This is a genomic window from Nocardia sp. NPDC047038, from assembly GCF_040644075.1.
Classification (GTDB): domain Bacteria; phylum Actinomycetota; class Actinomycetes; order Mycobacteriales; family Mycobacteriaceae; genus Nocardia; species Nocardia sichangensis.
In genome coordinates, this window is sequence record NZ_JBEYVQ010000001.1 from 1056156 (window position 1) to 1082377 (window position 26222).

Genomic DNA, 26222 nt, shown 5'->3' on the forward strand with positions numbered 1-26222 from the left:
AGGGAAGAACTGTGCGCACGTCCGGGAGCCGGCTTTTCACCAGTGAGTCCGTGACCGAAGGTCATCCGGACAAAATCTGTGATGCCATCAGCGATTCCATTCTCGACGCGTTGCTCGCGGAGGATCCGCGCAGCCGGGTCGCGGTGGAAACCCTCGTGACGACCGGCCAGGTCCACGTCGCGGGTGAGGTCACCACGTCGGCGTACGCCGATATTCCCCGAATTGTCCGGGAAAAGGTCCTGGAAATCGGATATGACTCGTCGGCAAAGGGATTCGACGGAAATTCCTGCGGTGTGAATATCGCGATCGGCGCGCAGTCGCCGGATATCGCGCAGGGTGTGGACACCTCGCACGAGGCGCGCATCGGCGGCTCCGACGACGAGATCGAGCGGCAGGGTGCGGGCGATCAGGGCCTGATGTTCGGTTACGCCACCAAGGACACCCCCGAGCTGATGCCGCTGCCGATCGCGCTCGCGCACCGGTTGTCGCGCCGCTTGACCGAGGTGCGCAAGACCGGCGTGCTGCCCTACCTGCGTCCGGACGGGAAGACCCAGGTCACCATCGAGTACGACGGCGATCGCCCGGTCCGCTTGGACACGGTGGTCGTCTCCACCCAGCACGCCGCCGACATCGACCTGGACAACCTGCTCGCGCCCGACATCCGCGAGAAGGTCCTCGACGCGGTGCTCGCCGACCTCGAGCTGCCCAGCCTGGACATCTCGGATATTCGCCTGCTGGTCAACCCCACCGGCAAGTTCGTGCTGGGCGGCCCGATGGGCGACGCGGGCCTGACCGGCCGCAAGATCATCGTCGACACCTACGGCGGCATGGCCCGCCACGGCGGCGGCGCTTTCTCGGGCAAGGACCCGTCGAAGGTGGACCGCTCCGCCGCCTACGCCATGCGCTGGGTCGCGAAGAACGTCGTCGCGGCCGATCTGGCCGACCGCGTCGAGGTCCAGGTGGCCTACGCGATCGGCAAGGCGGCTCCGGTCGGTTTGTTCGTCGAGACCTTCGGCACCGAGAAGATCGACCCGGCGCGCATCAGCACCGCGATCGCCGAGGTTTTCGACCTGCGTCCCGGCGCCATCATCCGCGACCTGGACCTGCTGCGTCCGATCTACGCGCCGACCGCCGCGTACGGCCACTTCGGCCGCACCGACGTGGACCTGCCGTGGGAGCACACCGACCGCGCCGACAAGTTGCGCGCCGCCGTCGGACTCTGACCTCGATCAGGTCCGAGTGAACGAACCCGCGGCGGACACCCCCGCCACCGAGGCGGACCGTCCGGCCGCGGGTCCCGCGGGCGTGGAGTTGCCGATCGCCCGGGTGCTTCCGCTGCTCTCGCCCGCGCATCTCGACCGCGACTTCGACTACCTGGTGCCTCCCGAGCTGGACGAACTCGCCCAGCCGGGGGTCCGGGTGCGGATCCGTTTCGCCGGTCGGCTGGTCGACGGCTATCTCCTGGCTCGATCGCGGCACAGTGACCACGGCGGAAAGCTGGTCAAGCTGGAACGCGTCGTCTCCGGCGAACGCGTGTTGACTCCCGAAATCCTGGAGCTGGCCGGCAAGGTCGCGGCCCGATATGCGGGGACGCGTGCCGATGTCCTTCGTCTGGCGATACCACCGCGTCACGCCCGCACCGAAACCGGTGGCGGGAAGAAGTCCGCTGCGGCCCGAGCCGATTCCGCGAACGAGAACCCCGCCACCGCGATTGGTCCCGTGCGGTCGGACGTGGCGAGTTCCGTGTCCGCCGGAGAGTTGCCCGTTGCCTCGCCGGAATCCTCTGACCTGCAAGCCGATTCGGCCGATGTGAGCAGCGCGGCTCCGAAAAGTGGTGCTGCGGCGGAACCGGATTCGAAGCGCGATAGCCCTGGCACCGGCCGATATGTGCCCGCGCCGGAGAGCGACGAGAAGCTCGATGCCGAGCCGTCCGCACGTGCGCATCCGAAGCTCGGCCCAACCGGCGCGGGGGACTCGGGCGGCGCGGGGGAGGCGAGCGGCGTAAGGGAGACGAGCGGCGCTGGGGAGGCGAGCGGCGACGCCGAAGACCGAACTGCCTTCGTCGATTCGGAGTTTCCGGCCATAGATCTCGCGCCTTGGGAACGGTACGTTTACGGGGCGGCGTTCGTCGCCGCCCTCGGCCAGCGGAAAGGGGCACGCGCGGCCTGGCAGGCACTGCCCGGTGAGGACTGGCCACGACGGCTGGCGGAGCTCGCCGCCGTGGTGGCGCGGCAGGGGCGCAGCGCGATCCTCATGGTCCCCGACCAACGCGACCTCGACCGGCTCCTCGCGGAATGCGTTGGGCTGGTGGGGGACTCGGCAGTCGGGCTGTCCGCCGGTCTCGGTCCAGCGGCTCGGTACCGGCGGTGGCTCGCGGTGCTGCGCGGTTCGGCGCGAGTGGTGGTGGGCACGCGCAGCGCCGTGTTCGCACCGGCGTTGGACCTCGGGCTGATCGCGATGTGGGACGACGGTGACGACACCTACGCCGAACCGCGTGCGCCGTATCCGCACGCGCGTGAGGTGGCGATGTTGCGGGCGCACGAAACCGGTGCGGCCTTCGTCGCGGCGGGTTTCGCGCGCACCGCGGAGATCCAAGCGGTGGTCGATTCGGGTTGGGCGCACGATCTGGTCGCCGATCGCGCCGTGCTGCGCAAGGCTGCGCCGCGCATCAGCGCCCCTGGCGACAGCGATATCGCGCTGGAACGCGATCCGGTCGCCCGTGCTGTCCGAATTCCCGGCGTCGCCTTCGCGGCTGCCCGCGCCGCGCTGAAGGAAGGCGCGCCGGTGCTGGTACAGGTGCCGCGTCGTGGGTACATTCCCGCGCTGGCCTGCGGGAAATGCCGTACTCCTGCTCGATGCCGACACTGCAGCGGGCCGCTCGCGCTGCCGGAAGCTCGGGGACCGCGCGGATCGGCCGCCGACCCCGGCGCGGCCGCGCAGAGTCCCGCTTGCCGTTGGTGCGGGATCACCGAGACCGCGTTTCGTTGTACCACCTGCGGGTCGCGCGCACTGCGCGCCGTGGTGATCGGGGCGGCGCGCACGGCGGAGGAGCTGGGCCGTGCGTTTCCCGGCGTACCGATCCGTGCTTCCGGCGGCGGCACCGTGCTCGACACCGTGGAGCCGGGCCCGCAAGTGGTCGTCGCTACGGTCGGCGCCGAGTCGGTGGTTCCCGGCGGCTACGGCGTCGCGTTGTTGCTCGACGGCTGGGCGCTGCTCGGCCGAGCCGACCTGCATGCCGCCGAGGACGCGCTGCGCCGTTGGATGGCCGCCGCGGCGCTGGTCCGCGCGCACGGCCAGGTCATCGTCGTGGCCGAGCCGTCCATCCCCACCGTGCAGGCGTTGGTCCGATGGGATCCGGTGGGCGCAGCGCGCGCGGAGGTCGCGGCGCGGGCCGAGGTCGGCTTCCCGCCTGCCGTCCGTCTCGCCGCGATCGACGGCACCGCCGACACGATCGCCGAACTGCTCTCTGCGGCGGACCTGCCGGATACGGTCGACCGCCTTGGACCAGTGCCGCTGCCGGACGGCGCCCGCAAACCGTTCTCCTCCGGCGATGCGCCCGCCGAAGTCGAACGCCTGCTGCTGCGGGTCGAGCGCCGCTCCGGAGCGGCGCTCGCGCGTGCCCTGCGCGCGGCTCAGGCGGTTCGCAGCACGCACCGCTCGGACGCCCCCCTGCGCGTGCAAATCGACCCGGTCGACATCGGCTGACGGCTACCGGAGTGCGTCCACCGCTGCCTCGTCGGCATGGGGCCGCGATAGTGCCGCCGGGCACCCGGGCTGTGTCGCGAGGAGGTCGGCGTACTCGGACCGAGGGAAGGAGGGGGACCGCTCGGTGCACCTGATGTCGTCCGCTCGTCACTCGGCATATCGCGGCGAACCGGCCGCAACGGACCCGCGATCGGATCGCGTCGCTTCATGGCCGACTGGGCAAGTCCGTCGCGCGCCGGGGCTGTCTATGCCGCCCGTTGCCGGAGGCTTCGCTACCCGGGTGGACTGCCCTCGTTCTTGCCCAACCCGGGTGAGCGTGATCGCCTCGGCGTTTCCGGCCAGTGAAACGCCGAAGCCTGCGATCATCTCGCGACAGCGCAGCGCTCGGCCGAGCTTCAGGCGAAGGCCGCTCGATTGCGAGCCGCCCAGTCGGCGTATTTCGTGGCCGGGCGCCCGAGCACACGCGGCACGTCGGGGCTGATCCGCTGCTCGGCAGGTGTCGGCTCGCCGAGGATGGTCAGCGTGTGGTCGGCCACCGGCTCGGGCATGAAGTCGAGCATCGCCGAACGGGCCTGTGCCCGAGTCAATTCCACGAATCGGAGCGGCTCGCCGACTGCCGCGCCGAGTGCTTCGGCCTGGGCGCGCGGGGTAGCGAGCTCGGGCCCGGTCAGGGTGTAGACCTGTCCGTCGTGCCGGTCGTCGCGCAATGCCGTCGCTGCGACCGCGGCGATGTCGGCCGGATCGATCGAGGGAAGACCGACGTCGCCGAACGGTGCTGCGACCAGGCGCTGCGTGCGCACCGCGTCCGCCCACGCGTAGGTGTTGGAGAAGAATCCGGTGGGCCGAAGGAAGGTCCAGGCCAACCCGGAGTCCCTGATCGCCTGTTCGTAGGCGATGAGCCGGGCGTATCCCGCCGCGTCCGGTCGAGTGGCAACGCCCTGCGAGGACACGAAGACCACGCGCCGCACGCCTCCCGAGGCGGCGATTTTCAGCACCTGCTCTGGTTCTGGACCCGCCACCAACTGCTCGCCGGCGATCAGAAGAAACAGGGTGTCGGCTCCCGCGAGGGCGGGGGAGAGGCTTTCCGGCTCGCCCAGATCGGCCCGAACCGAGCGGACTCCGTCGGGCAGCGAAAGGTCCGCATGCCGCGCGACGGCTGTCACCTCCTCGCCGGCGTCCGCCAGCGCCCGCACGAGCGGCGCGCCGATATTCCCGGTAGCTCCGGTGACCACGATCATTGTGACTCCTTAGTTAGTTGGCTGACTAAATTGACCGTAGCCGGTCATCGCCGCGCTGTCTACAGTTAGTTGTGTGACTGACTCACAGGCGAAGGCCGGATCGGGCAAGCGGGAGCGGCTGGTCGAAGCCGCGGTGCGGGTGTTCTATCAGCAGGGCGTGGAGAAGACGACGATCGCCGACATCGCGCGTGCCGCGGACGTTCCGGTCGGCAACGTCTACTACTACTTCAAGACGAAAGACCAGCTCATCGAGGCGGCGATCGGCTCGCACGCGCGCATTCTCGATGCCGTGATCGCCGCGAGCGACCGGCACGAGACGCCTTCGGGGCGGCTGAAGGCCCTGATCGCGGGATGGGTCGCCGATCGTGAGCAGACCGTGCGTTACGGCTGCCCGTTCGGCACTTTGTCCTCGGAATTGGACAAGCGGGGGGACGGGCTCGATACCGCGGCCGCCGAGGTGATGCGCGTGCTGGTGGATTGGGCTGAACGGCAGTTCGCCGCGATGGGACGCGCGGACGCGAAGGAGCTCGCGATCGCCTATGTCGCGGCGTATCAAGGAATTTCCCTGCTCACCAACACTTTTCGGGATCCCGGACTGATGGTCGCCGAAGGGGCGCGGCTGTCGCGCTGGATCGATTCGCTGGTGAGCTGACCTCCAGCTGGGCGCGGATGCCGAAACCGATCCTTGCATTCGATGCATTGCCGATATATCGTCGATAGCATGATTCGAACACGAGAGCCTTGGGAGGCTGACATGGAACACCGAGAACATCGAGAATTCGGCCGGCGTGGCCGCGGGCCGGTGCCCGGTCACGAGGGCTTCGAGCACGGGCGGCGCTTTCGCCGCGGCGGACGTCACGGTTTCGGCCCGGAGTTCGGGCCTGGCTTCGGTCCCGGCTTCGGGCCAGGCTTCGGCCCGCATTTCGGACGCGGACGCGGACGCGGCGGCCGGGGTAGGCGTGGTGACGTACGCGCCGCCGTGTTGTTGCTGCTCGCCGAGCAGCCCATGCACGGTTACGAACTGATCCAGCAGATCCGTGGGCGCAGCAACGACATCTGGCGGCCGAGCCCCGGATCGATCTACCCCGCGCTGGCGCAACTGGAGGACGAGGGCCTGGTCCTCATCGAGAAGGTTGCCGGGCGCAAGACCGCGAAGCTCACCGAGTCCGGCACCGAGTACGTCGCCGCGCACCGGGATGAGCTGGGCGATCCGTGGGCGGACGTGCAACAGGACGTCGGCGCACAGGCGATGGACCTGCGCGCACTCGTCGGACAGCTGATGGGGGCGGTGGCCCAGGTCGCGGCGGCAGGCACCCCGCAGCAGGCGGCGCGGGCGGCGGAGCTGCTCACCGAGACCCGCAAGTCCCTTTACCGCATCCTCGCCGAGGACGAGACCCCCGAGAAGTAGGGGAGGCGAAACACCCCTATACCGCGCGCATTTCGAGCCGATCAGAGGGATCATTGTGAGATGCGACAGTCGAGCCGAGCGGGAACTTGGGGCGTTTCACACTTGCGTGGTGCCGTGCTGGCCTTCGTGGTGGCCGGTGTGGCCGCGCTCGGCCCGGGCGTGGCGTCGGCCGAGCCGCTCGGCTTCCGCCCGCCCGATGTGCCGACGTACGCCGCTCCACCGCAATCGGACCACCTGGCCGCCGCGTGGTATCAGAAGAGTCATCCGAACGCGGTCCCCAGCGGTACCAACGATTTCGGCTGCGTGCCCAGCGCCCGGCATCCCCGTCCGGTGGTGCTCGCGCACGGGACCGACTCCACAGCCTATTCCGACTGGTCGGGGATCGCGCCGCAGCTGACCGCGGCCGGATTCTGCGTGTTCGCGCTGAACTACGGCGGCAAGCCCGGCGCGCACAGCTACGGCACCGAGGATCTGGTGCTCAGTGCCTACCAGGTCGGTGCGTTCGTCGATCGAGTGCTCGCGGCGACCCACGCGGACAAGATCGATCTGGTCGGGTTCTCGCAGGGCGCGAACGTGACTCGTTACTACGTCAACAAACTGGGCGGTGCGCCGAAGGTCGAGCAATGGGTCGGCCTCGCATCGCCCAGCTACGGCGGTGTGATGTACGGGCTGGTGCCGGTCGCCGAGGCGATCCCGGGCGCTCTGCAGGCGTTCGCTCAGGTGACTTCGCTCGCCGCCGTGCAGCAGGTCGAGGGGTCGCCGCTCATGCTCGATCTCAACGCGGGCGGCGACACGGTGCCCGGGGTGCGGTACGTGACCGTCGGCAGCCACGTCGACGAGATGATCCAGCCGTTCGAGAACATCGCGCTGCGCGGGCCCGGCGCGCGGAACATCGCCCTGCAAGACTTGTGTCCCGCCGACCTCACGGGGCACTTCCACATGGTGTACGACCCGTTCGTGCAGGAGTTGCTGCTCACCCTGCTGGATCCGGGCAGCCCGGCGCCGGTGTGCAGGCCGGTCCCACTCGGCACCGGTATCCCGGAGGTCATCATCGCGGGTCATTCCTGACCGGAACCGCCCGCGGCGCCTGCTTCGCGGACTGCTGTGGCGTCCGGAGCACGGTGATCGGACTCGGATCCGGTATCTCGGATACTGGCACGCCGAGGCGGCGGACCGCTTGCCGGAGGCGTACGCCGTGCCCACCGCCGAGTGGCCGGGCGTGTCGCCGAGTTCGCCCTGTAGTTCGCCCGTGTGCATTCGGCACGCGTACCGGCTGACGCCGAAGCGGCTGAATCCGGTCCGCTGACCGCGACGCGGCCGGTGTGAATGCCAGACGCTGCGCTACACGAGCGGCGGCGCTGCTCCCGGGTATCGGCGTATTCGGAGGCGATCATGTGCCACGGCTGATCCTAGGCCCGCTCAGCGGCTTGAATGAAGTGCGGACAAAAGCGCCGGACCGCTTGCCGCGACCGACGCCGTGTCGACACACGTCTGCCCGCGTGCGAGGTCGACGCGAAGGTCATCGACTCGGCCGCCGTGCGTAATACCTTCGCGCCGTGCTCGCGGCCGGGTGTGACGGCCTGGTGACGTGCAGTGAAACCCTGCGTTCTATCGGCTTTCGTCCACCACCTCTGGCATCCAGGGCGCAACTCGGCGCGGTGTCGGCTCCTGCGTGAACAAGTTTCAATCAATGATTGAATCAACGATGGAGACGTGCTTGACTTGGCGCATGCCGAAACCGGTCTCCGACGCCGCGACCACCCGCGATCGTCTGCTGACGGCCGCCGAGCGACTGCTGCTGGAAGGCCGATACGACGAGGTGTCCGTGCGGGGTATCTGCGCGCAGGCAGGAGCGAACCCGGCGGCGGTGCACTACCACTTCGGGTCGAAGGACGCCCTTGTCGCCGCATTGCTCGAGGAGCGGTTGGGTCCGGTGTGGGCGGACCGGTTAACCGCTGTCACCGGTGGGCACGGGTCGATCGCCGAGGTGGTCGATGCGGTGATCGAGCCGTTCGTCGAGTTGGCCGCCGATCCGGTGGGCCGGTTGCACCTGAGGCTGCTGGCGCAATTCGTCCTCGGCAGGCAGGTGACCGAGTGGCGGCAGCCGTGGTTCCGGATCGATGCGTGGGTGAGCCTGTTGCCGGGCCTGAGCGAGCGCGAGAGCAGGCGCAGGTGGATGTTGGCGTTCGACCTCCTCATCATGCGATTCGGCAGTGCGGAGCACCGAGAGATGTCGCAGGAGGCGGTGGCCACCCTCCGGGAATTCGTGGTGGCAGGATTGACCGCTCCGACAGGAGAGAAACAATGAACGACGTATTCGCACCCGCCCAGCTCGGGCCGATCACCCTGCGCAATCGGGTGATCAAGGCCGCGACCTTCGAGGGCCGCACGCCGGACGCCCTGGTGACCGACGACTTGATCGAGTTCCATCGTGAGGTTGCCGCCGGTGGCGTCGGGATGACGACCGTGGCCTATTGCGCGGTCGCTCCCGGCGGCCGGACCGACCGGCATCAGATTTGGCTACGCCCCGAAGCGGTGCCGGGGCTGCGGAGGCTCACCGAAGCCGTGCACGGTGAGGGTGCCGCGGTAAGCGCGCAGATCGGCCATGCCGGACCGGTGGCGAACGCGGCCTCCAACCGAGTTCCGGCGCTGGCGCCGAGCCGGATGTTCAGCCCGCTGTCGATGCGGATGATGCGAAGCCCGGACGAGAACGGGATCCGCGAGCTCGTGGCCGCTCATGCCGGCGCGGCGAAGCTGGCCGAGGAGGCGGGTTTCGACGCGGTGGAGATCCATTTCGGGCACAACTATCTGGTCAGCTCGTTCCTGAGCCCCAAACTGAACCGCCGCGCGGACCGGTACGGCGGCAGCTTGGCGAACCGGGCGCGGTTGGCGCGTGAGATCGCCGCCGCGGTAAGGGAAGCCGTGGGCGGCAGGCTCGCGGTGACCGCGAAGCTGAACATGGAAGACGGAGTGCGGGGCGGGCTCACCGTGCCCGAGTCGATCCAGGTCGCCGCGTGGCTGGAAGCCGACGGCAGCCTGGACGCGCTGGAATTGACGGCGGGCAGCTCGCTGCTCAACCCGATGCTGCTGTTCCACGGTGACGCCCCGCGGAAATCGTTCGGCGACGTTCTCCCGGTGCCCGCGCGATGGGGATTCCGTCTGGTCGGCAAGGCATTCCTGAAGGAGTATCCGTACCGGGAGGCGTATCTGCTCGAGCGCGCACGGCACTTCCGCAGGGAATTGTCGATGCCGCTGATCCTGCTGGGTGGCATCACGAATCTGGACACCATGCGGCTCGCGCGGGCAGAAGGCTTCGAGTTCGTCGCCATGGGCCGTGCGCTGCTGCGGGAACCGAATCTGTTGCGACGCATCCAATCGGATGCGTCGACGCGGTCGGCGTGCGTGCACTGCAACGAGTGCATGCCCACGATCTACACCTGTACTCGCTGCGTATTCCGTCCTGGCCAGCCGCGCGAACCCGTCGAGCTGACACTGTCGGGCATCGGCGGCGCCGGCACGCAGCAATAGGCGGTCGCTGATCGACCGGCACCGTGTCGGCGAGGGGCAGTCGAACGCGGGCCGTTCGACCGGATGGCATCGCCGTGCCAGAAGGGGCCGAAGAAGCGTGTACGTGACCGAAACGCGAATTGCGCGGGGGCAGTCGGGCCGAACCCCACTTCCTTGCGGCGATGATCAGTCGTGGAACGCGTAGAGGATCGCGCCGTCGCGGGAGAGGACGGCGCGGATCGCCTCGTGGTCGGCGGGCGTCAAGGAGGCACGGCGCTGTTTCCAGAAGGACAAACTCGCCGTCAATCCGGGATCGGCTGTGCCGTGACGGAGGCAGTACTCGGCGAGCGCCACCCGCAAGCGCGGCGATGTCGCGGGGTGCGCGGCGAGGTCGATCAGGCTGGTCAGCGTCGCGCAGGCGGACACGTAGTCGCGGGCCGCGGCGGTCGGGCTTTTCGTGTGCTGGTTCATCGTCCTCTGGTGTCGTGACCGTCGGGGCTCGTAGCAGTGCGGCTGTTGTCGAAAGCGCTTGCAGCGGAGGCCATTCGCGTGGGCATCCGGTCGTGTCGCGCGCCCACGTTGGCACGCGCGGGGGCGCCCGTGCCAGCCGGGAACCGCTGGATCGAGCGTGCGATCGGATCTTTCTATCGGCGATCCGCGGTGAGCGCGGGAACGTTCGCACTTCCGACGCCTCGGAATGTGTCGTCAGGGCGCCGATCCGCAGGCTGCCGCGAATTCCGCCGGCCCGAGCGCGGCGACGAGCATCGCCGCCATCGCGACGTCCATGATCAGGTGCGGGGACACGGCGATGTCGTGCCGTGCCTGTGGAGTCTCGCCGGGCGGGCGTAGCACGGCGGCCACGACGACCACCGCATCGAGGAAGAACATGCCCGCGAGAAACCAGCCGATCACCGGGTACGGCGGGTCACGACGTCGACTTCGATGATGCCCTCGCCGGACTCGTCGGCGACCAGGGTCGGCGCGATCGCGCCGGTGACGCGGTAGGTGCGGCGGGGGATCAGCCGTCGCAGCCCCAGCCGCACCCGTCTGGAGCCGTGGCCGGCCCGTAGGCACCAGTTCGAGGGCGTTGCCGTCGATCGCCGCCTTGGTGACCAGGACATCCGGATAAGGCGCGATGCCGAGGATCGGTCCGGTCCGCCACTCGGGCGGCACCGTTCCGCGAACGAGATCGCGCAGGCCGTCGGGCCGGTTGAATCGGGTGAGCGTGTGGTGGGCGCTGGTCACCGTCGAGACTCCCGCGAAGCGCCGGGCGCCGTTGCGCTCGTCGACCCGGTACCGGTTGAGCGGACCAGGGCGTCGGCGAGGTCGGATTCGCCCATCTCGGCGGCGGCGGTGGCGACAAAGATCCCGTTGCCGATTCCGGAGTACAACGACCGGGAGCAGCGGCTCACGATGACGCGGTATCGGCAAGGACCGAGCGCGAGCACCCCGCTGCGCTGACCCGTCCTGCCTGCGGGAGAGCGTGACGCGCGAACCGAACTTCGTCGCTCGGGATTCGAGGCCGGTCTCTCGGGTATGCGGCAGATGTCAGCTTGTTCCGATATTCCAGGAGGTTGTTGTGGCTGAACATGGAAGCGGTGCTCGCGAGGGCGTCGAGGGCGTCGTCGAAGACGCCAAGGGCAAGGTGAAGGAAGCGGCCGGTACCGTCACCGGTCATCAGGACCTGAAGGACGAAGGTCGCGCGCAGCAGGACAAGGCGGAATCGCAGCGCGAGGCGGCCGGGAAGGAAGCCGCGGCCGAGAAGGCGCGAGCCGAAGCCGACGTCGACGAGGCCCGTCAGTCCGCCCATCAGCACGGGCGGTAATCACGCGCGGGTTCGTCCCATCGGAGGTATCCGCCGCCGTCAGCAGAGCTGGCGGCGGCGGACCGGCGTCATGGGCCCGCTTCGCTCAGTCGCGGTGAACGATGACCGTCACGGGCCGATCGGGATGCGGGGTGCCCGGGCCGCCCCGCGCGGCGAACACGTCAGCGGGCTTCCTGGACCTCGGTAGCTTGGCCAAAGGAGTGAACTGCTCATCGAGTGCGGTGCGCATCGCGTCGACCAGGGCGCGGTCCAAACGAAGCGTGCGCAGCGAGGCGTAGACGTCCACCCAGGTCGGCAGCGCGAACGAAGCATCGATCCAACTGTGCTGGTCGGGCAGGTAGACGGTAAGAATCGGGGGATCGTTGTACCCGAGCCCGGGCCAGGAGTCCACCGACTGACCGGCCACTTGCATGACGAAAGTCAATGCCTCGGAACGTAATTGCAGCATGCCGCGTTTGACGGCATGGCGGGGGTCATCGCTCCATCCGCTGACATCGAACCGCCTGCAATCGATCACGGTGCGGCGGGAGCCCCAGTGCTCGGAGAACCACCGGCGGATCTCGCGATTCCATTCGAGAGCGGCCAGTATGTCGACGCCTCCCGCCTGCGCCTGCGTCAGATCGGGAACCTGTTCGGCGATTTCCGTCATATCCAACGCGGCCTCGGGCTTCGGGTAGCGCCGCGCCAGCCGTACCGGCGATTTGTGTCGTCGGCTGTGTCGGCCGAGCCCTGCGAAGGCGGCGTAGTGGATATCCCAGCCCTGCGGATGGTTGGTCGGCGGCGGTAGGTCGACGGGGCGGCCCGCGACCAGTTCGTCGGCGATCCGATTGGCCACTCCGGCGTCGCCGTAGTGGGTGCGCAGCAGCCGCAATGTGCACACCGCGGCGAGTACATCGATGATCAACGGCGGGTAGCTCGGTACGTCCAAGACGAGAGTGGACGGGGGAAACAACGGCTGGTTCTGTTCGGAACGATCCGGTAGCAGATTGCGCGACGACATCGCTCGGTCGACCGAGATTGTCTGCTGCACAGAGATGTCCGCCACGATACGTCCGCGAAGGAAATCGGAGTGGTCCAGCAGATACTGGGTCAACTCGACCTCGCGTCGACACCACAGGCTGGCGGTGTAGGTCTCGGACCGCACCCTGGCGATCGCCGGTGTGGCGGCGAACAGACGCCACACCATGCCCGTGTTGGACTCGCCGGTGGGGACTGTCATCGCGTCGATGGCGACGTCGGGGGCGCGCCACAGACCGAGTTTCATCAGTTCCGGCTTCGTGTCGCCGGACCGATGGCTGAGCGCCAGGGAAGGACGTGGCCACCACGGGGCGATGGCGGCGAACGCGAAGGTCGCCACGTCGGCGAGCCGGACATCCCGCCACGGATGAGCGGCGGCGGCTTCTAGCCAGGCCAGAGTCCGCAGTCCCAGGGCATAGCGGCGCAGGACGCACAATCCCAGCGCGCTGACCGGGCGATCCCTGCTGATCAGATAGCCGATGGCGTCCATGATCGGCGGACAGACCAGCAACCTCGCGAGGATGCCGACGGCTTCCCGCAGCCGCTCCGGTTCCAGCTCCCGCGACAACCAGAACCAGTGGTCTCGCCACTCGAGTGATTGTCCTTGTTGCGTGGGTACCTTGATCGGCAGCCCGTCGGGCCACGTCGCGCAGTAGAAGGTCTCGATCGCTTCGGCGAGATCCATTCGCGGGTGGTGTGTCTGCTCGAAAGCCCCCATCGCTTGGTCGACCCGGCGGATCGTCACGTGATACAGCAGATCCGCATCCGTGGAGGGCGCGCGGAACATGCTCGAAAAGGTGTTTCCGACGATGGAGCTGAGCCACGCGCGGATGAACTGCGATTGCAGGCGGGCTTGTGACGCTTCCTCCGTACTCGTTCGCTGTAGCTCATCCGACAACGAAATCAGCTGGGCAAGACTGTATTCGCGATCGTATTCGAGTGGGCCCGCCTGCGCGAGGACGTCATCGAGCGCGGCCGAGCTGGTCGAACGGCTCACACCGGGTGGAAACAGGTCCCATTCCGTCGCCCCGAAAAGCGGCCAGTCGTCGAGCGCGCCGCGGTGGGACCAGGTCTGGTAGGCGAGCGGGAGCGGTACCCCCTCGATGGCGTGTCGCACCCCGTGGGCGACCCAGTAGTCGTGAGGCCACGGCTCGGTCCACAGAATCGTCGTGTCGTCGCCGAATTTCCGATCCAGCCACTGCCACCACGACTCCCACAATTCGGGATCGATTCGCCGGACCGCCGTCTGGAACCACGCGTAGGCTCCGGCCGCCACCGCCGATGCCTCGGACCGCGACATGTCTGCCTCGAATACGGTTGTCGTGCAGATCGATTCATCCGAGAATACGGTGCCGCGCCCGAATGCGGCAGCCGATCAGACCGTCGGTAGCGCGGTCGCGGCCGGTGCGGGGTCGGCGGCAAACCTGTGGCATCGCGGGCGGGCTCGGATCGATAATCGGGGTGCGCGGCAGCCCGGCGAGCCGGCGCCTAGGCGTACGGCTCGACGGTGAGCACGTACTCGAGCCTCGTGAGTCGCTCGGCTGTCTCCAGCGACGATGTGATGACCAATCGGTTGGCGCCGCCGTCCTCGACGACTTCCGCGCCGGATCTCTGCAGCCAGTCGAAGAACTCCGAACGGATTGCCGTGAGAACGGTGTCGTCGCCGAGGTCACCCGGAGTCAGGAGGACGAGGTATCGGCGGTCTTGCGCTGGCATGCGGCTCTCCTTCGATCATCCCGGGGACTCGATCGGATCAGGGCGGCGGACCCTTTCACCGGCGAACTGCCGCCCTCGGATGCCTCGGCGGAGTCACGAAGTCCGCATGTTACGCGGATACTCGCTCGCTGGATCGCACGCGCGGCCGATCGACCCGGCAGCGCTCGGAACCGATTCCGTCCGGCGAGCCGGAAGTGCCGCTCGTCGGCGAGGAACGGCCTGTCCGGCGTAGATCAGCGCGAAGACCCGTCGGCCACCGCCCGGCGGGCCGCGCTGACCGCACGCTTGGCAATGGCCCAGCGGTGCACTTCCGAAGGCCCGTCGTAGATGCGGAAGGGCCGTACTTCGCGGGAGAGGCGCGCCAGCGGGAGATCGTCGGAAACACCGAGCCCGCCGCACAACTGAATGCTGCGGTCGACGATGCGGAAGATCGCCTCGGCGGCGAAGGTCTTCGCGATCGAGGTGGCGTTGCCCGCGTGCTCTCCGTTGTCGAGTTCCCAGCAGGCGCGCACCAGCAGCGCGCGGGTGGCGGCGATGTCGATCTCGTTGTCGGCGATCATCTTCTGCGCCATGCCCAGATCGCCGATCCGGGAACCGAAGCCTTCACGCTGGGCGACACGCTCGACGGCGATGTCGTGGCCTCTGCGCGCCGCTCCCAGCCAGCGCATCACGTGCGTCATGCGAGCCGGACCCAGTCGCACCTGGGCGTATTCGAAGCCGCGGTCGACAGCGCCGAGCACCGCTTCGTCGGGGACGAACATGTCCTCGAAGAAGACTTCGCAGTGTCCGCCGATCATGGCGCGGTCCAGCGTGGTGATATGCCTGCCCACGCGCAGGCCCGGGGTGTCGGCGGGCGCCAGGAACATCGTCGCCCCGCCACGCTGTCCCGGTTCGCCGGACGTGCGGGCCATCACGATGAAGAAGCCGGCCCCGTCGGCGCCGGTGATGAAGTGCTTGTGGCCGTGGATCCGCCAGCCGCCGTCGACGGGGATGGCCCTGGTGGCCAGCGCCGCCGGGTCGGAACCGGCTCCGGGCGCAGGCTCGGTCATCGCGAAGGCCGAGCGCACCTCGCCGCGGGCGAGCGGTTCCAGGTAGCGCGACTTCTGCTCCGGGTCGGCGATGTGGGCGAGCATGTGGACGTTGCCCTCGTCCGGCGCCGCGATGTTGAGCGCCGTCGGGCCGAACAGCGAGTAGCCGGCCTCCTCGAACACCGGTGCGCGATCCGACATCGACAGGCCGTGGCCGCCGTACTCGACGGGCGCGTGCGGCGCGAAGACCCCGGCCTCGCGCGCGAGCTTGTTCAGCGTGACGCGCAGTCCGTCGCCGCCCGCGGCGGTGATGTCGCCGAGGTGCTCGTCTTCGATCGGCAGCACCGTCTCCCGCACGAACGCCCGGGTGCGGTCGATCAGCGCCCGAACTTCGTCGGAATAGGTCAGTTCGATCGGCATCGCGCATTCCTCCTCGACATGCAGCGCCTCGTCCGCGGACCGAACGATCGCTCTGTCTGAACACTGTTCCACTGGGCAGGTGCGGTGTCAAAGAAGGTGGTTCATGGAGGTTGTCCGGCGCGGATAGTGGATATTTGTCGTTCAGCTATTCTGAACAACATGCGAAACGAGGCTGTGGCGCCGCACGAGGCGATCCGGCACGCGCGCCGCGCCGCGGGCCTGTCGCTGCGCGAAGTGGCCCGCCGTCTCGAGGTGAGTCCGGCGACGCTCAGCGCCGTGGAGACGGGCAAGACCGGAATCTCGATCGCCCGGCTCACTCGCTTGTCCGATGTGCTGGGTGTGCCGGTCGCTCATTTGCTCGGCGGCATCTCTCCCGCGGCGCGCCCGAACTCCGATCGGGCCGATTCCGAGCGGGATGCGCAGGGTGACTGGCGCGAGTTCGCCCCGCTGGACGTCGACCCGGTGCTGGCCGCCGCCCTCGCGTCGTTCGTAGAGATCGGCTACCACGGCACGACCGTGCGCGCCATCGCCCGGCGGGCGGGTACCAGCGTTCCCGGCCTCTACCACCATTATCGCGACAAGCACGACCTGCTGGTCCGCATCCTCGATCTGACCATGGACGAACTGCACTGGCGAGTGCGCGCCGCCCGCGCCGAAGGCCGCGACAGCATCCACCGGGTGCGCCTGATCGTCGAAGCGCTGGCCTTGTTCCACACCCACCGCCGCGACCTCGGTTTCATCGGCGCCAGCGAGATGCGCAGCCTTTCTCCGGGGGAACGCGCGCGCATCGCCCGCTCCCGCCGCGATATCCAAGCCCTCCTGGACGACGCGATCGCCGAGGCTCATGCCGAGGGCCGCATCGCCAATTCCCAGGTTCGGGCGGCAGGTCGTGCCATAGCCACCATGTGTACGGCCATCCCCCAGTGGTTTCGCGAGTCGGGCCCGGCGACGCCGGAGGAAGTGGCCGCGCAATACGGGGATTTCGCCCTGGGTCTGCTCGGGGTCGATCCGGTGCGTTAGCCGCATATTCGCGGCTAGGCCCCGCCCTTCGCTGGTGGCCGAACAACACCCCGGCGAACAGTCCCACCTTGGTGGTGATCGGCATACCCCTTGGGGATCGGAGCCCAGCACTCGGGGGCCTGATGGCGGCGGCGCATACGGCGGAAAGTAGGACGAGTACCGCCAGTGAACCGGAGCAGCCCATGTCGACTCTCAGCACAATCGCCGCCACGGAGGAACGGCGTGCCACGGTGTGGACCGAGGACGGCGCGGCGCTCGCGGTTCGCGAATACGGCCCGAGAGACGCGGACCTCACCGTCGTCCTGCTGCACGGACATTGCCTGCGCAGCGAGTCCTGGACCTACGTCCGCGACGAGCTGCTGCGCCGCTACGCAGGCGCTCGGATCGTCTGCTATGACCACCGCGGCCACGGCGAGTCCGCCGCCGCGCCCCGGCGGACCTACAACATCGACCAGCTCGGCCGAGACCTGCGCGAAGTTCTCGATGTCGTCGCCCCGACCGGGCCGGTCGTCCTGGTCGGCCACTCGATGGGTGGTATGACCGCGCTGACCTACGCCGGTCAGAATCCGCACGAGATCGGCACCCGCGTCGTCGGAGTCGCCCTTCTCGCGACCGCCTCGGGCGGTCTCACCGACGCCGGGTTCGGCCGTCTGCTGCGCAGCCCGGTCGTCTCCGCGTTCCAGGCGGCCGTCCGACTCGCGCCGGGGGCGATGCACCACGCGAAGCTGCTGGCCTGTCAGCTGTTCGCCCCGCTCGTCCGTACCGCGGAATTCGGTGATCGCAAGGTGAGCCCGCGGGTGCTCGCCCTCGCCAACGCGATGCGCAACGAGACGCCGATCGTCACGATGGCGAGCTTCTTGAGCGACCTCATGGTCTACGACCGGACCGAGGCTCTCGGGCTTCTGTCCCGGATTCCGACGCTGGTGCTGTGCGGTGGCGCCGACTTGATGACGCCCCCGTCGCATTCCGTCGCGATGGCCGCCGCGGTCGAGTACTCGGACTTCGTGATCGTCGAGAGCGCCGGACACTCGGTGATCCTGGAGCAGCCCGGGCTGGTAGCGGAGGCCGTCGCGCGCTTGATGACGCGCGCGGGCGAGGCCGCCGACCTCACCTACGTCGCGTAGCGGCCGGAAACCTCACAGGTATCGCTGGCGGAGTTTGCCCTTGACCAGCTTCCCGGGTATTCGAGCAGGGTCGTGCAGCCGTGGTGCCGGGACCAGAAGCTGACCTGCACCATGACCCGGCTGGCTCCTACGGGGACCGTAACTGTCTGGGCAGCAGGGTGACTCGGAGCAGGGCTGTACAGACGCGCCCGTCCAGGACCCTCTCTCTGGTTCTCGCTGCGGTTATTCCACCCGAAGTGGGCAATACGGTCCATGGAGAGGTGAGAACCATGAGTTTGTTCCGAAATGCTGACAGATACCGATGGCGCCGCACCGGCGGAGTGCGGCGCAGCCGGTGGCGGACCGGGTACGGAAGCGGATGGCGCAACCGGTATGGCGACCGGTGGCGGCGGCGCGAGCGTCGGGGGACGGGCAGGTATGCGAGATCCGGCGGATTGCGTGGGGCCGCGCGCTTCGGCTTCATCGCACGCGGGATCGCCTACATCGTCATCGGCATTCTCGCCTTCATGCTGGCCGTCGGCACCGCGCAGCACGAGCCGACCGCGGGCGGTGCGCTGGCGGCGCTCGCCGGTAAGCCGCTGGGCTATCTGCTGCTGTGGATTCTGGTTTTCGGATTCGCGGCTCTGGCCGCCTGGCGGCTGGCGCAGGCCGCCGCCGCGCCCGCGACGAGTTCGAACGGGCCCCGGCTACGCGCCTTGGGCCTCGGAATCCTCTATGCCATAGCGTTCTTCGTCGTTCTCAGTTTCGTCGTGGACGGCCGGACACCGCAGCCGAGTGATGCATTCGCACGCGATGTGACCGCCCGGATACTCGGCTGGAGCGGCGGCCAAGTGGTCGTCTTGCTCCTCGGCTTGGCCATCCTGGCCGGGGGCGTCCTGATAACCTTTCGCGGGATTCGGCTGGGCTTCCTCGACGATCTGCGAATGGGCTGGATGACCCGCGCTTCGCGGGAGGCCGTGATATGGCTGGGCCGGATCGGCTATCTGGCGCGGGGCGTCATCGTCATCGGCATCGGACTCGCCGCGGTGGTGGCGGCCGCGAACTACGAACCGGCGAACGCCAAAGGGGTCGACGCCGTTCTGCATGATTTCGCCGACAGCGCCTTGGGCCCTTGGCTGCTCATCGCTGTGGCCCTCGGACTGATGGCGTTCGGGATACTGTCGTTCCTCCAAGCGCGATACCGGCGCACCTATGGCGGCGTTCCGGTCTGAGTCCGATCACGGCCGGGCCGACCGCCTGTTGTCGCGCTCGTCGGCGTCCGACGGCCCGAATGCGGGATGCGGTTCGCAGAGTCCGCCGATACCGGCCGTCGGTCAGCCGCGTGTGTCCGCCGTCGGCTCGGACCGGTCGGCCGGCCCCTTGATCTCGATGATCGGTAACCGGAGCGCGGCCGGAGCGTCGGCCGGGACCACGGGGTTGCGCGGCGGCACGAGGGCGATGCGCCGGTAGGGCGCGCCCGGCTCGGGACGCGGATCCGGCTCGCCCTTGTTCGGCCAGAGGGCGGTGGCGCGCTCGGCCTGCGCGGTGATCGTGAGCGAAGGGTTCACCCCGAGATTGGCCGAGATGGTGGAACCGTCGATGACATGCAGTCCCCGGTACCCGTGCATCCGGTGGTAGGGATCGACCACCCCGGCGTCCGAGGAGTCGCCGATGACGCAGCCGCCGATGAAATGCCCGGTCATCGGGATGTCGAACAGAGCGCTCCAACCGGCGCCCGGGATGCCGTCGATCTTGTCGGCGACCCGGTGGGCCACCTCGTGCCCCGCCGGAAGCCAGGTCGGATTCGGTTCGCCCACACCTTGTCTGGTGGTCATCTTGCGACCGAACAGACCGCGTTTGGTGTAGGTGGTGATGGAGTTGTCGACCGACTGCATCACCAGCAGCCCGATCATCTGTTCCGACCAGCCGCGCGGATTCTGGATGTGGAAGGCGTCGCGTCCGAGCTTGCGCATGGTTCGCGCCCACAGGCGTAGCTTCGATGTCCGCCCATCGGGGTCGATCATGGCGGTGCCGATGAGGCCGATGGCGTTGCTGCCCTTGCCGTAGCGCACCGGCTCGATGTGGGTGTCTTCGTCCGGGTGGATCGAGGAGGTGATCGCCACCCCTTTGGTGAAGTCGGAGTCCTTGCGGCGGCTGCGTATCGAGAGCAGCTCCTCGGAGTTGGTGCGGGAGAGTTCGCCCAGACGCGGGGAGATGTCCGGCAGAGATCCGCGGTCGCGGAGCCGGTGCAGCAGTCTCTGGGTGCCCAGCGCGGCCGCGGCGAAGACGACCTGCTCGGCGGTGAACCTGCGGCGCGCCCTGCGGACCCAGCGTCCGGTGCGGACGGTGGAGATCTCGTAGCCGCCGCCGGGCAGCGGACGCACATCGGTCACCGTGGTGAGCGGATGGACCGTCGCACCGGCCAGCTCCGCGAGGTAGAGATAGTTCTTGACCAGGGTGTTCTTGGCGTTGTGGCGGCAGCCGGTCATGCACTCGCCGCAGTGCGTGCAGGTGTTGCGGGCGGGCCCCGCGCCGCCGAAGAACGGGTCGGGCACATCCTGACCGGGCCGCGCGCCGTTGCCGCCGAACAGGACGCCGACGGGGGTGCTGCGGTAGGTCGAGCCGACGCCCATCTCCTCGGCGATCTCGGTCAGCACGCGGTCCGACGGCGTGGTCGCGGGGTTGGTCGTCACGCCCAGCATCCGCTTGGCCTGGTCGTAGTGCGGAGCGAGTTCGTCCTTCCAGTCGGTGATGTGGGCCCACTGGCGGTCGCGGTAGAACTTGTCCGGCGGTTCGTAGAGGGTGTTCGCGTACACCAGCGAGCCGCCGCCGACGCCCGCGCCCGCCATGATGAAGGTGTCCTTCAGCAGCGTCAGCCGCTGGATGCCGAAGCAACCAAGGGCCGGGGCCCACAGGTACTTCTTCGCGTCCCAGGAGGTCGTGGCGAACTCGTCGTCGGCGAAACGCCGTCCCGCCTCTAGCACGCCGACCCGGTAGCCCTTCTCGGTGAGCCGCAGCGCGGTCACACTGCCGCCGAACCCGGAACCGACGACCACCACGTCGTAGTCGAACGTCATCTGATCTCCACCACTTGTCGAAAGTTGTTGCCGCAGAGGAGGTCGCGTCAAGAGACGCGCCTCGGGTCGTAGTCCGCGAAGTCGACCTTGCGCGTATGCCACCGATAGCTGGTGACGGTGCCCGGCCAGTTGTTGGTGATTCGCCCGGCCGCGTTGCGATACCAGCTCGAGCAGAAGTTCCACGGTGTGCGGTCGAGCCGCTGTTGCAGCCTGCGATCGAACCGGGCCTCGACATCGGGGCGCACTTCGAGCACGTGGCCGGGCCGCTCGGCGAGATGCTGGACGGCCTGGCGGATATAGCGGGCCTGGGATTCGATCATGTAGACGATCGAACCGACGCCGAGGTTGGTGTTGGGGCCGTAGACGAGGAACAGGTTCGGGTAACCGGGAACCGTTATGCCTTGGTAGGCCCGGGCCCCCTGCGACCACTCGTCGGCCAGCTTGCGCCCGCCCCGGCCGGATATCCGCATCGGCCAAAGGAATTCGGTGCCTTTGAAGCCGGTGCCGTAGACCACCGCGTCCACCTCGTGCAGCGCGCCGTCGGCGGTGCGCACGCCCTCCGGGGTGATCTCGGCGATCGCGGTGGTCTCCACCGTCACGTTGGACCGGGTGAGCGCGGGCAGGTAGTCGTTCGAGAACAGCGCTCGCTTGCAGCCGGCCGGATAGTCGGGGGTCAGCGCGGCCCGCAGGTCCGGGTCCGCCACCTGGCGCTTCAGATGCCGCAGGCCGATCCGCGTCACCAGCTTGCGGATGACCGGCACGTCGACGATGCCCAGCGCGAGGAACTCGCAGAACAGCCAGAACGCGAACCGCTCGGTCAGGCGGGTGATCGGCAGCAGCCGGAAGGCGCGATGATGCCAGGCTTTGTACTCGACGTCCGGTTTCGGCATGATCCACGGGGCCGAACGCTGGAACAGCGTCAACTGCGCCACCGAGGGCGCGATCGCGGGCACGAACTGGACCGCGCTCGCGCCGGTGCCGATGACCGCCACCCGCTTGCCGGTCAGGTCGGCTTCGTGATCCCACTCGGCGGAGTGGAAGGCCGTGCCGCGGAAGGTCTCCACGCCGGGGATGTTCGGCAGCGCGGGCCGCGAGAGTTGCCCGACCGCGGAGATCAGCACATCGCAGGTCAGCTCGACCTCGTCGGCGGTGCGCACCGTCCACCGTCCGGTCGCGTCGTCGAACTCGGCCTCGGTGACCTCGGCGCGGAAGCGGATCTTGGGCAGCAGATCGTGCTCGCGAGCGATCCCGCGCAGGTAGGCGAGGATGTCCGGCTGCCGGGAGAACCGCTTCGGCCAGTCGGTGCGCGGCGCGTAGGAGTAGGAATACAGCGGCGAGGGGATGTCGCAGCCCGCGCCGGGGTAGGTGTTCTCCCGCCAGACGCCGCCGACGTCCTCGGCCCGCTCCAGGATCTGGAAATCGTGCAGGCCCGCACGCTGGAGTTCCATCGCCATGCCGAGCCCCCCGAAACCGGTGCCGATGATGACGATCGAAGGTGTGCTCATGACGACAACGCTATGACCTGGACAAAGACCGATGCCAAACACCTGAGGTCAGAAAATCCATACTTTCGGCCAAATATCGCAGCGCCTTCATCGCCCCGCCTAATCGCCCCGCCTATTGGAAGGAGCTCACGTTGTTCACCTGGTTCGCCTGCGTGTACCCGCTCAGCACGTACTCGCAGCTGAAACCGCCGGAACTGTCCCAGGTGATCGGGGTCGACTCGGTGCCGACATCGGTGATCCACAGGATGTAGATCTCGTGCCCCGCCTCGTACTCGGAGCTGGTCTGTCCGGGGGCGAGAATGAACAGCGATTTGGGCTGGTCCCATTCCTGCCGGTAGACCGAAACGTACATGTCCGTGTCGTTGTACAGCTTGTACCAGCCGGGCGAACTCTTCTGGGCGGGCGGCTGCTCGGTCGGTGCGGACAAAGACACGATCTTCCGCTTGGCTCCCATGCCGGTATCGGTCATCGGTCGTCTCCCTTCAGGTCGTGCGCTCGACAGCAATCGCTGGCGCGAACCTCGTTCGCCCGGTGCAGCATATGAATTCGCAGCCGTGCGTTCCCTCACCTCTTTCGGATGAATTACTCCCGCATCGAGGAGCGGGGACGGCGATCTGGATACAGCTGCGGGAATCCGCTCCGATGTGGAGCCGTTTCTGCTGTACTTGCTGTCGGCGATTCGCCTTGGACGACGACTACGAGATCAGCGCAGCGTCACGGGCGGTGTCGAGCCCGGTAGCGGTGCGCTCACACAGTGAGGACGAGACCATGGCCGAAAAGACTGCCACGACTTACCAGATCATCAACTACGAGACGGGCCAAGCACTCGCGGTCGACGGCACCGCGGACAGCGTGACCATGCGCCAGCGTGCCGCCGACGACGACGCGCAGCTGTGGACCTGTCCGGCCAATCCCGAAGAGGGCGATTTCGACATCGTCAACAAGAAAACGGGCGGCCATCTCGCGGCGATCCGTGCGAATGGGCACCTGGTGTGCAGCGAGGAGCATTACGGCTGGGACCTGCCGGATTTCCCGGAGATTTCTCCGATCGCGACCAGCGACGACGAATTCGTCATCGGGGTGATCGTGAACAATCGACCGCAGCTGTTGGTCAACCGGGAAAGCGACCGGGAGAAGTGGATTTTCCGGAAGGTGTGAGCGTTCGCGGATCGGCTGCCGCCCGCTACTTCGATGCGAGACCGAACCGTTCGGCGAATTCCGACATCTTGTCGTGCTGTTCTTCGGCGCTCGCCGTGGTCAGGTTGACCACGATCCGGGTCACGCCGTGTTCTTCGAGTTGCCCGACCTGCTCGGCCGACAGATCGGCCGAGCCCCAGCGCGTGTACTCCAAGGCGGCCGGGTCACGGCCCGCTTCCGCGGCCGCCTTGCGCGCCACCTCGATCTGCAGATCGCGCTCGGCTTCTTCCAGCATTCCGCCCGCGAAGTAGCCGTTGCCGCGCAGTCCGGCGCGGCGGGCGGCAGCCCGGCTCGATCCGCCCACGTGGATCGGAAGTCCGGCCACCTCGAGCGGCTTCGGGTAACTGCAGAGAGCGTCGAAGTCGAAGAACTCGCCGTGATAGCCGACGCCGTCGGGACCGCCCGACCACAGCAGGCGCAGCACGTCGATCGCCTCGTCGGCGCGGCGGCCGCGGGTATGGAAGTCCACCCCCACCGCCTGCGCCTCGCCGGGCAGGGCCCCGATTCCGACGGTGAGCAGCCGCATGCGGCCCTTGGACAAGACATCGATGGTGGCCAGGCGCTTGGCGAGCACCACGGGGTGGCGATACGGCAGCAACAGGACACCGGTGCCCAGCAGCAGTCGTCGCGTGGCCGCGGCGACGAAACCCAGACAGTCGAGTGGATCGAAGTAGGGCAGTGTCGCGGGCAGTTCTCCAGCGCCGTAGGACGCGCCGGGGTACAACACGATGTGATCCTGCACGTACAGGGCCTCGAAACCACATTCCTCGGCATGCTGGGCAAACCTGATGAGCCGATCGGGGTCGGTCCCGTTGAACGGCGTGCTGTAACTGATCGCGAATTTCACAGACATCCCTTCGTATGCGCGTCGGCGCGAATCCAGCGGCGGTGCATCTCGGATGGAGAGCGGAGCCGGTGTGAGCCCGCATCGCGTACTCGCGATCTCCGCACCGCACCGGCGTCGCAACGGTAGACCTTGCCGCCGATGTCAAGGCAAGTCGAGCGTGGCGGGATCAAACCAGATACCGGTCGGCCACCTTCGCGATCTCGTCGAGGGCGTGCAGTGTTTCCGATTCCGGAAGGGTCGGCAGGCCGAAGAGCAACCGCTGCACTCCGGCCTCGGCATAGCCCTCGATCAGGGCGGGATCCGTCGCGACGAATGCGACCGTGACCGGCAGGTCGTGCCCGTGGAGCCGGGACAGCTGAGCGGGGATTTCGGCGGGATCGGTCACAGCGGCAGGGATCCAGCCGACACCGTGGCGGATCGCGCGTTCGGCCGCCGCTTCCGCGCCGCCGAGGAAGATCGGCGGATGCGGCTGCTGCACGGGTTTCGGCCAGGCGTACATCGGCTCGAAATCCAGGAACCGGCCGTGGAATTCGGCGAGTTCGTCGGTCCAGATCGCCCGGATGGCGGCGAGTTGCTCGTCCAGCAGTGCGCCGCGGGTGCGTGGATCGGTGCCGTGATCGGCCATCTCCTCGCGATTCCAGCCCGTGCCGACGCCGAAGACGAAGCGTCCGCCGGAGATCAGGTCGAGCGTCGCGACCTCCTTGGCGGTGTGGATGACGTCGCGCTGGATCAGCAGGGTCACGCCGGTTCCGAGGATCAGCCGCTCGGTGACGGCCGCGACGGCGGCGAGCGCGACGAACGGATCCACCGCGCGGAAGTACGGCCGCGGCAGCTCGCCGCCGCCCGGGGCGGGGGACCTGCGGCTCGCGGGGATATGGGAGTGCTCGGCCAAGAACAACGACTCGAACCCCCGCTCCTCCAGTGCCACACCGAGTTTCGGACCGCTGATGCCTTCGTCGGTGACGAAGGTGGTGATGCCTATCTTCATGAGCCCTATGCTCGAACCTTCACATCTATGTGATGGTCAACCCGGGTCGGTATGAGGTGGAACACATATGCGTATCGGAGAACTGTCCGAGCGAACCGGCACGTCTCGGCGACTGCTGCGCTACTACGAAGAGCAGGGCTTGATCGCGGCGCAGCGCTGTGGCAACGGTTATCGCACCTACGACGAGCGTTTGGTGGACCGCGTTCGCCAGATCCGGGGACTGCTCGACGCCGGCCTGCCCACCCGCATCATCAAACAGATCCTGCCCTGCCTCGACCAGCCTTGCTCCATCATGTTCGACGAGGCGACGCCGGAAATGCTCACCCTGCTCGAGGACGAACTGACCCGCATGTCCCGGCGCATCGACTGCCTCACCCGCAACCGGGAGGCCATCGCCGAATACCTCGACGCCGTGCGTACCCATACGAGTCGGCAACAGCGGCGGCGGGATCTGCATATGACCGAATCCTGAGTCGCCGAGGCGTATTCGGACCAATTGTGGAGGCCGGATGCATGGCGACGGAGGCGCCCACTACGGCGCCGCATTGCTCCGCTCGGACTCGTCCGCCGCAGCCCGTCCGCCGCAACCCGTCGTCCAGCAGCATCGGTCCTCGAAAGTCA

24 protein-coding genes are annotated in these 26222 nt (G+C 68.1%); 13 read left to right on the forward strand and 11 right to left on the reverse strand.

Annotated features, from left to right (window positions below):
- Window positions 1-11: 11 nt before the first annotated feature.
- Both metK and ABZ824_RS05165 read left to right on the forward strand, forming a co-directional pair.
- Window positions 12-1223 carry a methionine adenosyltransferase gene (gene metK / locus ABZ824_RS05160; protein WP_356961724.1) on the forward strand — a complete coding sequence of 404 codons (1212 nt, stop codon included), beginning with the start codon at window positions 12-14 and terminating at the stop codon, window positions 1221-1223.
- Between the two features lie 82 nt (window positions 1224-1305).
- Entirely contained in the window at window positions 1306-3705 is a 2400-nt protein-coding gene (locus ABZ824_RS05165; protein WP_356962460.1) for a primosomal protein N', read from the forward strand.
- 395 nt (window positions 3706-4100) lie between these two features.
- Here the strand turns inward: ABZ824_RS05165 and ABZ824_RS05170 are convergent, their stop codons facing one another.
- Complete coding sequence (locus ABZ824_RS05170; protein ID WP_356961726.1) at window positions 4101-4943, reverse strand: NAD(P)H-binding protein; 843 nt, start codon at window positions 4941-4943, stop codon at window positions 4101-4103.
- Window positions 4944-5016: 73 nt separating this feature from the next.
- Between ABZ824_RS05170 and ABZ824_RS05175 the strand changes: the two genes are divergently transcribed.
- The 5 genes from ABZ824_RS05175 to ABZ824_RS05195 all read left to right on the forward strand — a co-directional run bounded on the left by ABZ824_RS05175 (window position 5017) and on the right by ABZ824_RS05195 (window position 9879).
- Window positions 5017-5595, forward strand: a complete 579-nt coding sequence (locus ABZ824_RS05175) for a TetR/AcrR family transcriptional regulator (protein ID WP_355070644.1) — start codon at window positions 5017-5019, stop codon at window positions 5593-5595.
- A 102-nt stretch (window positions 5596-5697) separates the two neighbouring features.
- Window positions 5698-6351 (forward strand): PadR family transcriptional regulator, encoded by a 654-nt coding sequence (locus ABZ824_RS05180; protein WP_355070646.1) that lies wholly within the window; start codon window positions 5698-5700, stop codon window positions 6349-6351.
- Between the two features lie 114 nt (window positions 6352-6465).
- The gene (locus ABZ824_RS05185; RefSeq protein ID WP_356961727.1) at window positions 6466-7419 is read left to right on the forward strand and encodes an alpha/beta fold hydrolase; all 954 of its coding nucleotides are present in this window, start codon (window positions 6466-6468) and stop codon (window positions 7417-7419) included.
- 661 nt (window positions 7420-8080) lie between these two features.
- Complete coding sequence (locus ABZ824_RS05190; protein ID WP_356961728.1) at window positions 8081-8659, forward strand: TetR/AcrR family transcriptional regulator; 579 nt, start codon at window positions 8081-8083, stop codon at window positions 8657-8659.
- Window positions 8656-9879 carry an NADH:flavin oxidoreductase gene (locus ABZ824_RS05195; protein WP_356961729.1) on the forward strand — a complete coding sequence of 408 codons (1224 nt, stop codon included), beginning with the start codon at window positions 8656-8658 and terminating at the stop codon, window positions 9877-9879. Before ABZ824_RS05190 ends, ABZ824_RS05195 begins: the two co-directional genes overlap by 4 nt.
- Window positions 9880-10044: 165 nt before the next feature.
- Here ABZ824_RS05195 and ABZ824_RS05200 read toward each other — a convergent pair whose 3' ends face one another.
- Both ABZ824_RS05200 and ABZ824_RS05205 read right to left on the reverse strand, forming a co-directional pair.
- Entirely contained in the window at window positions 10045-10329 is a 285-nt protein-coding gene (locus ABZ824_RS05200; RefSeq protein ID WP_356961731.1) for a hypothetical protein, read from the reverse strand.
- 234 nt (window positions 10330-10563) lie between these two features.
- On the reverse strand, window positions 10564-11103 hold the full coding sequence (locus ABZ824_RS05205) for a DUF5134 domain-containing protein (RefSeq protein WP_356961733.1): 540 nt from the start codon (window positions 11101-11103) through the stop codon (window positions 10564-10566).
- A 334-nt stretch (window positions 11104-11437) separates the two neighbouring features.
- On the opposite strand from ABZ824_RS05205, the gene ABZ824_RS05210 reads away from it, so the two are divergent.
- Window positions 11438-11683: a CsbD family protein gene (locus ABZ824_RS05210; protein WP_355070654.1), complete on the forward strand. Its 246-nt coding sequence runs from the start codon at window positions 11438-11440 to the stop codon at window positions 11681-11683.
- An 85-nt stretch (window positions 11684-11768) separates the two neighbouring features.
- On the opposite strand, the gene ABZ824_RS05215 is transcribed toward ABZ824_RS05210, so the two are convergent.
- The 3 genes from ABZ824_RS05215 to ABZ824_RS05225 form a co-directional block, all read right to left on the reverse strand.
- Window positions 11769-14000, reverse strand: a complete 2232-nt coding sequence (locus tag ABZ824_RS05215) for a hypothetical protein (protein ID WP_356961734.1) — start codon at window positions 13998-14000, stop codon at window positions 11769-11771.
- A 188-nt stretch (window positions 14001-14188) separates the two neighbouring features.
- Window positions 14189-14416, reverse strand: a complete 228-nt coding sequence (locus ABZ824_RS05220) for a hypothetical protein (RefSeq protein WP_356961736.1) — start codon at window positions 14414-14416, stop codon at window positions 14189-14191.
- 233 nt (window positions 14417-14649) lie between these two features.
- Window positions 14650-15864, reverse strand: coding sequence for an acyl-CoA dehydrogenase family protein (locus tag ABZ824_RS05225; protein WP_356961738.1), 1215 nt, complete (start codon window positions 15862-15864; stop codon window positions 14650-14652).
- 159 nt (window positions 15865-16023) lie between these two features.
- Between ABZ824_RS05225 and ABZ824_RS05230 the strand changes: the two genes are divergently transcribed.
- The 3 genes from ABZ824_RS05230 to ABZ824_RS05240 all read left to right on the forward strand — a co-directional run bounded on the left by ABZ824_RS05230 (window position 16024) and on the right by ABZ824_RS05240 (window position 19219).
- Window positions 16024-16884 (forward strand): TetR family transcriptional regulator, encoded by an 861-nt coding sequence (locus tag ABZ824_RS05230; protein WP_356961740.1) that lies wholly within the window; start codon window positions 16024-16026, stop codon window positions 16882-16884.
- A gap of 182 nt (window positions 16885-17066) precedes the next feature.
- On the forward strand, window positions 17067-18008 hold the full coding sequence (locus tag ABZ824_RS05235; RefSeq protein WP_355070664.1) for an alpha/beta hydrolase: 942 nt from the start codon (window positions 17067-17069) through the stop codon (window positions 18006-18008).
- 269 nt (window positions 18009-18277) lie between these two features.
- Complete coding sequence (locus tag ABZ824_RS05240) at window positions 18278-19219, forward strand: DUF1206 domain-containing protein (RefSeq protein ID WP_356961741.1); 942 nt, start codon at window positions 18278-18280, stop codon at window positions 19217-19219.
- Window positions 19220-19321: 102 nt separating this feature from the next.
- On the opposite strand, the gene ABZ824_RS05245 is transcribed toward ABZ824_RS05240, so the two are convergent.
- The 3 genes from ABZ824_RS05245 to ABZ824_RS05255 form a co-directional block, all read right to left on the reverse strand.
- The gene (locus ABZ824_RS05245; RefSeq protein WP_356961742.1) at window positions 19322-21064 is read right to left on the reverse strand and encodes a GMC family oxidoreductase; all 1743 of its coding nucleotides are present in this window, start codon (window positions 21062-21064) and stop codon (window positions 19322-19324) included.
- Window positions 21065-21111: 47 nt separating this feature from the next.
- Window positions 21112-22569 (reverse strand): NAD(P)/FAD-dependent oxidoreductase, encoded by a 1458-nt coding sequence (locus ABZ824_RS05250; RefSeq protein WP_356961744.1) that lies wholly within the window; start codon window positions 22567-22569, stop codon window positions 21112-21114.
- A gap of 112 nt (window positions 22570-22681) precedes the next feature.
- Window positions 22682-23038 (reverse strand): hypothetical protein, encoded by a 357-nt coding sequence (locus ABZ824_RS05255; protein WP_356961745.1) that lies wholly within the window; start codon window positions 23036-23038, stop codon window positions 22682-22684.
- Window positions 23039-23337: 299 nt separating this feature from the next.
- Here ABZ824_RS05255 and ABZ824_RS05260 point away from each other — a divergent pair, with 299 nt between their 5' ends.
- A complete protein-coding gene (locus tag ABZ824_RS05260; protein WP_356961747.1) occupies window positions 23338-23727 on the forward strand; it encodes an RICIN domain-containing protein in 390 nt (129 codons plus the stop codon).
- 25 nt (window positions 23728-23752) lie between these two features.
- On the opposite strand, the gene ABZ824_RS05265 is transcribed toward ABZ824_RS05260, so the two are convergent.
- Complete coding sequence (locus ABZ824_RS05265; RefSeq protein ID WP_356961748.1) at window positions 23753-24619, reverse strand: TIGR03619 family F420-dependent LLM class oxidoreductase; 867 nt, start codon at window positions 24617-24619, stop codon at window positions 23753-23755.
- A gap of 160 nt (window positions 24620-24779) precedes the next feature.
- Entirely contained in the window at window positions 24780-25601 is an 822-nt protein-coding gene (locus ABZ824_RS05270) for an LLM class F420-dependent oxidoreductase (protein ID WP_356961750.1), read from the reverse strand.
- 67 nt (window positions 25602-25668) lie between these two features.
- On the opposite strand from ABZ824_RS05270, the gene ABZ824_RS05275 reads away from it, so the two are divergent.
- Window positions 25669-26073, forward strand: coding sequence for a MerR family transcriptional regulator (locus tag ABZ824_RS05275; RefSeq protein ID WP_356961752.1), 405 nt, complete (start codon window positions 25669-25671; stop codon window positions 26071-26073).
- Window positions 26074-26222: the final 149 nt, after the last annotated feature.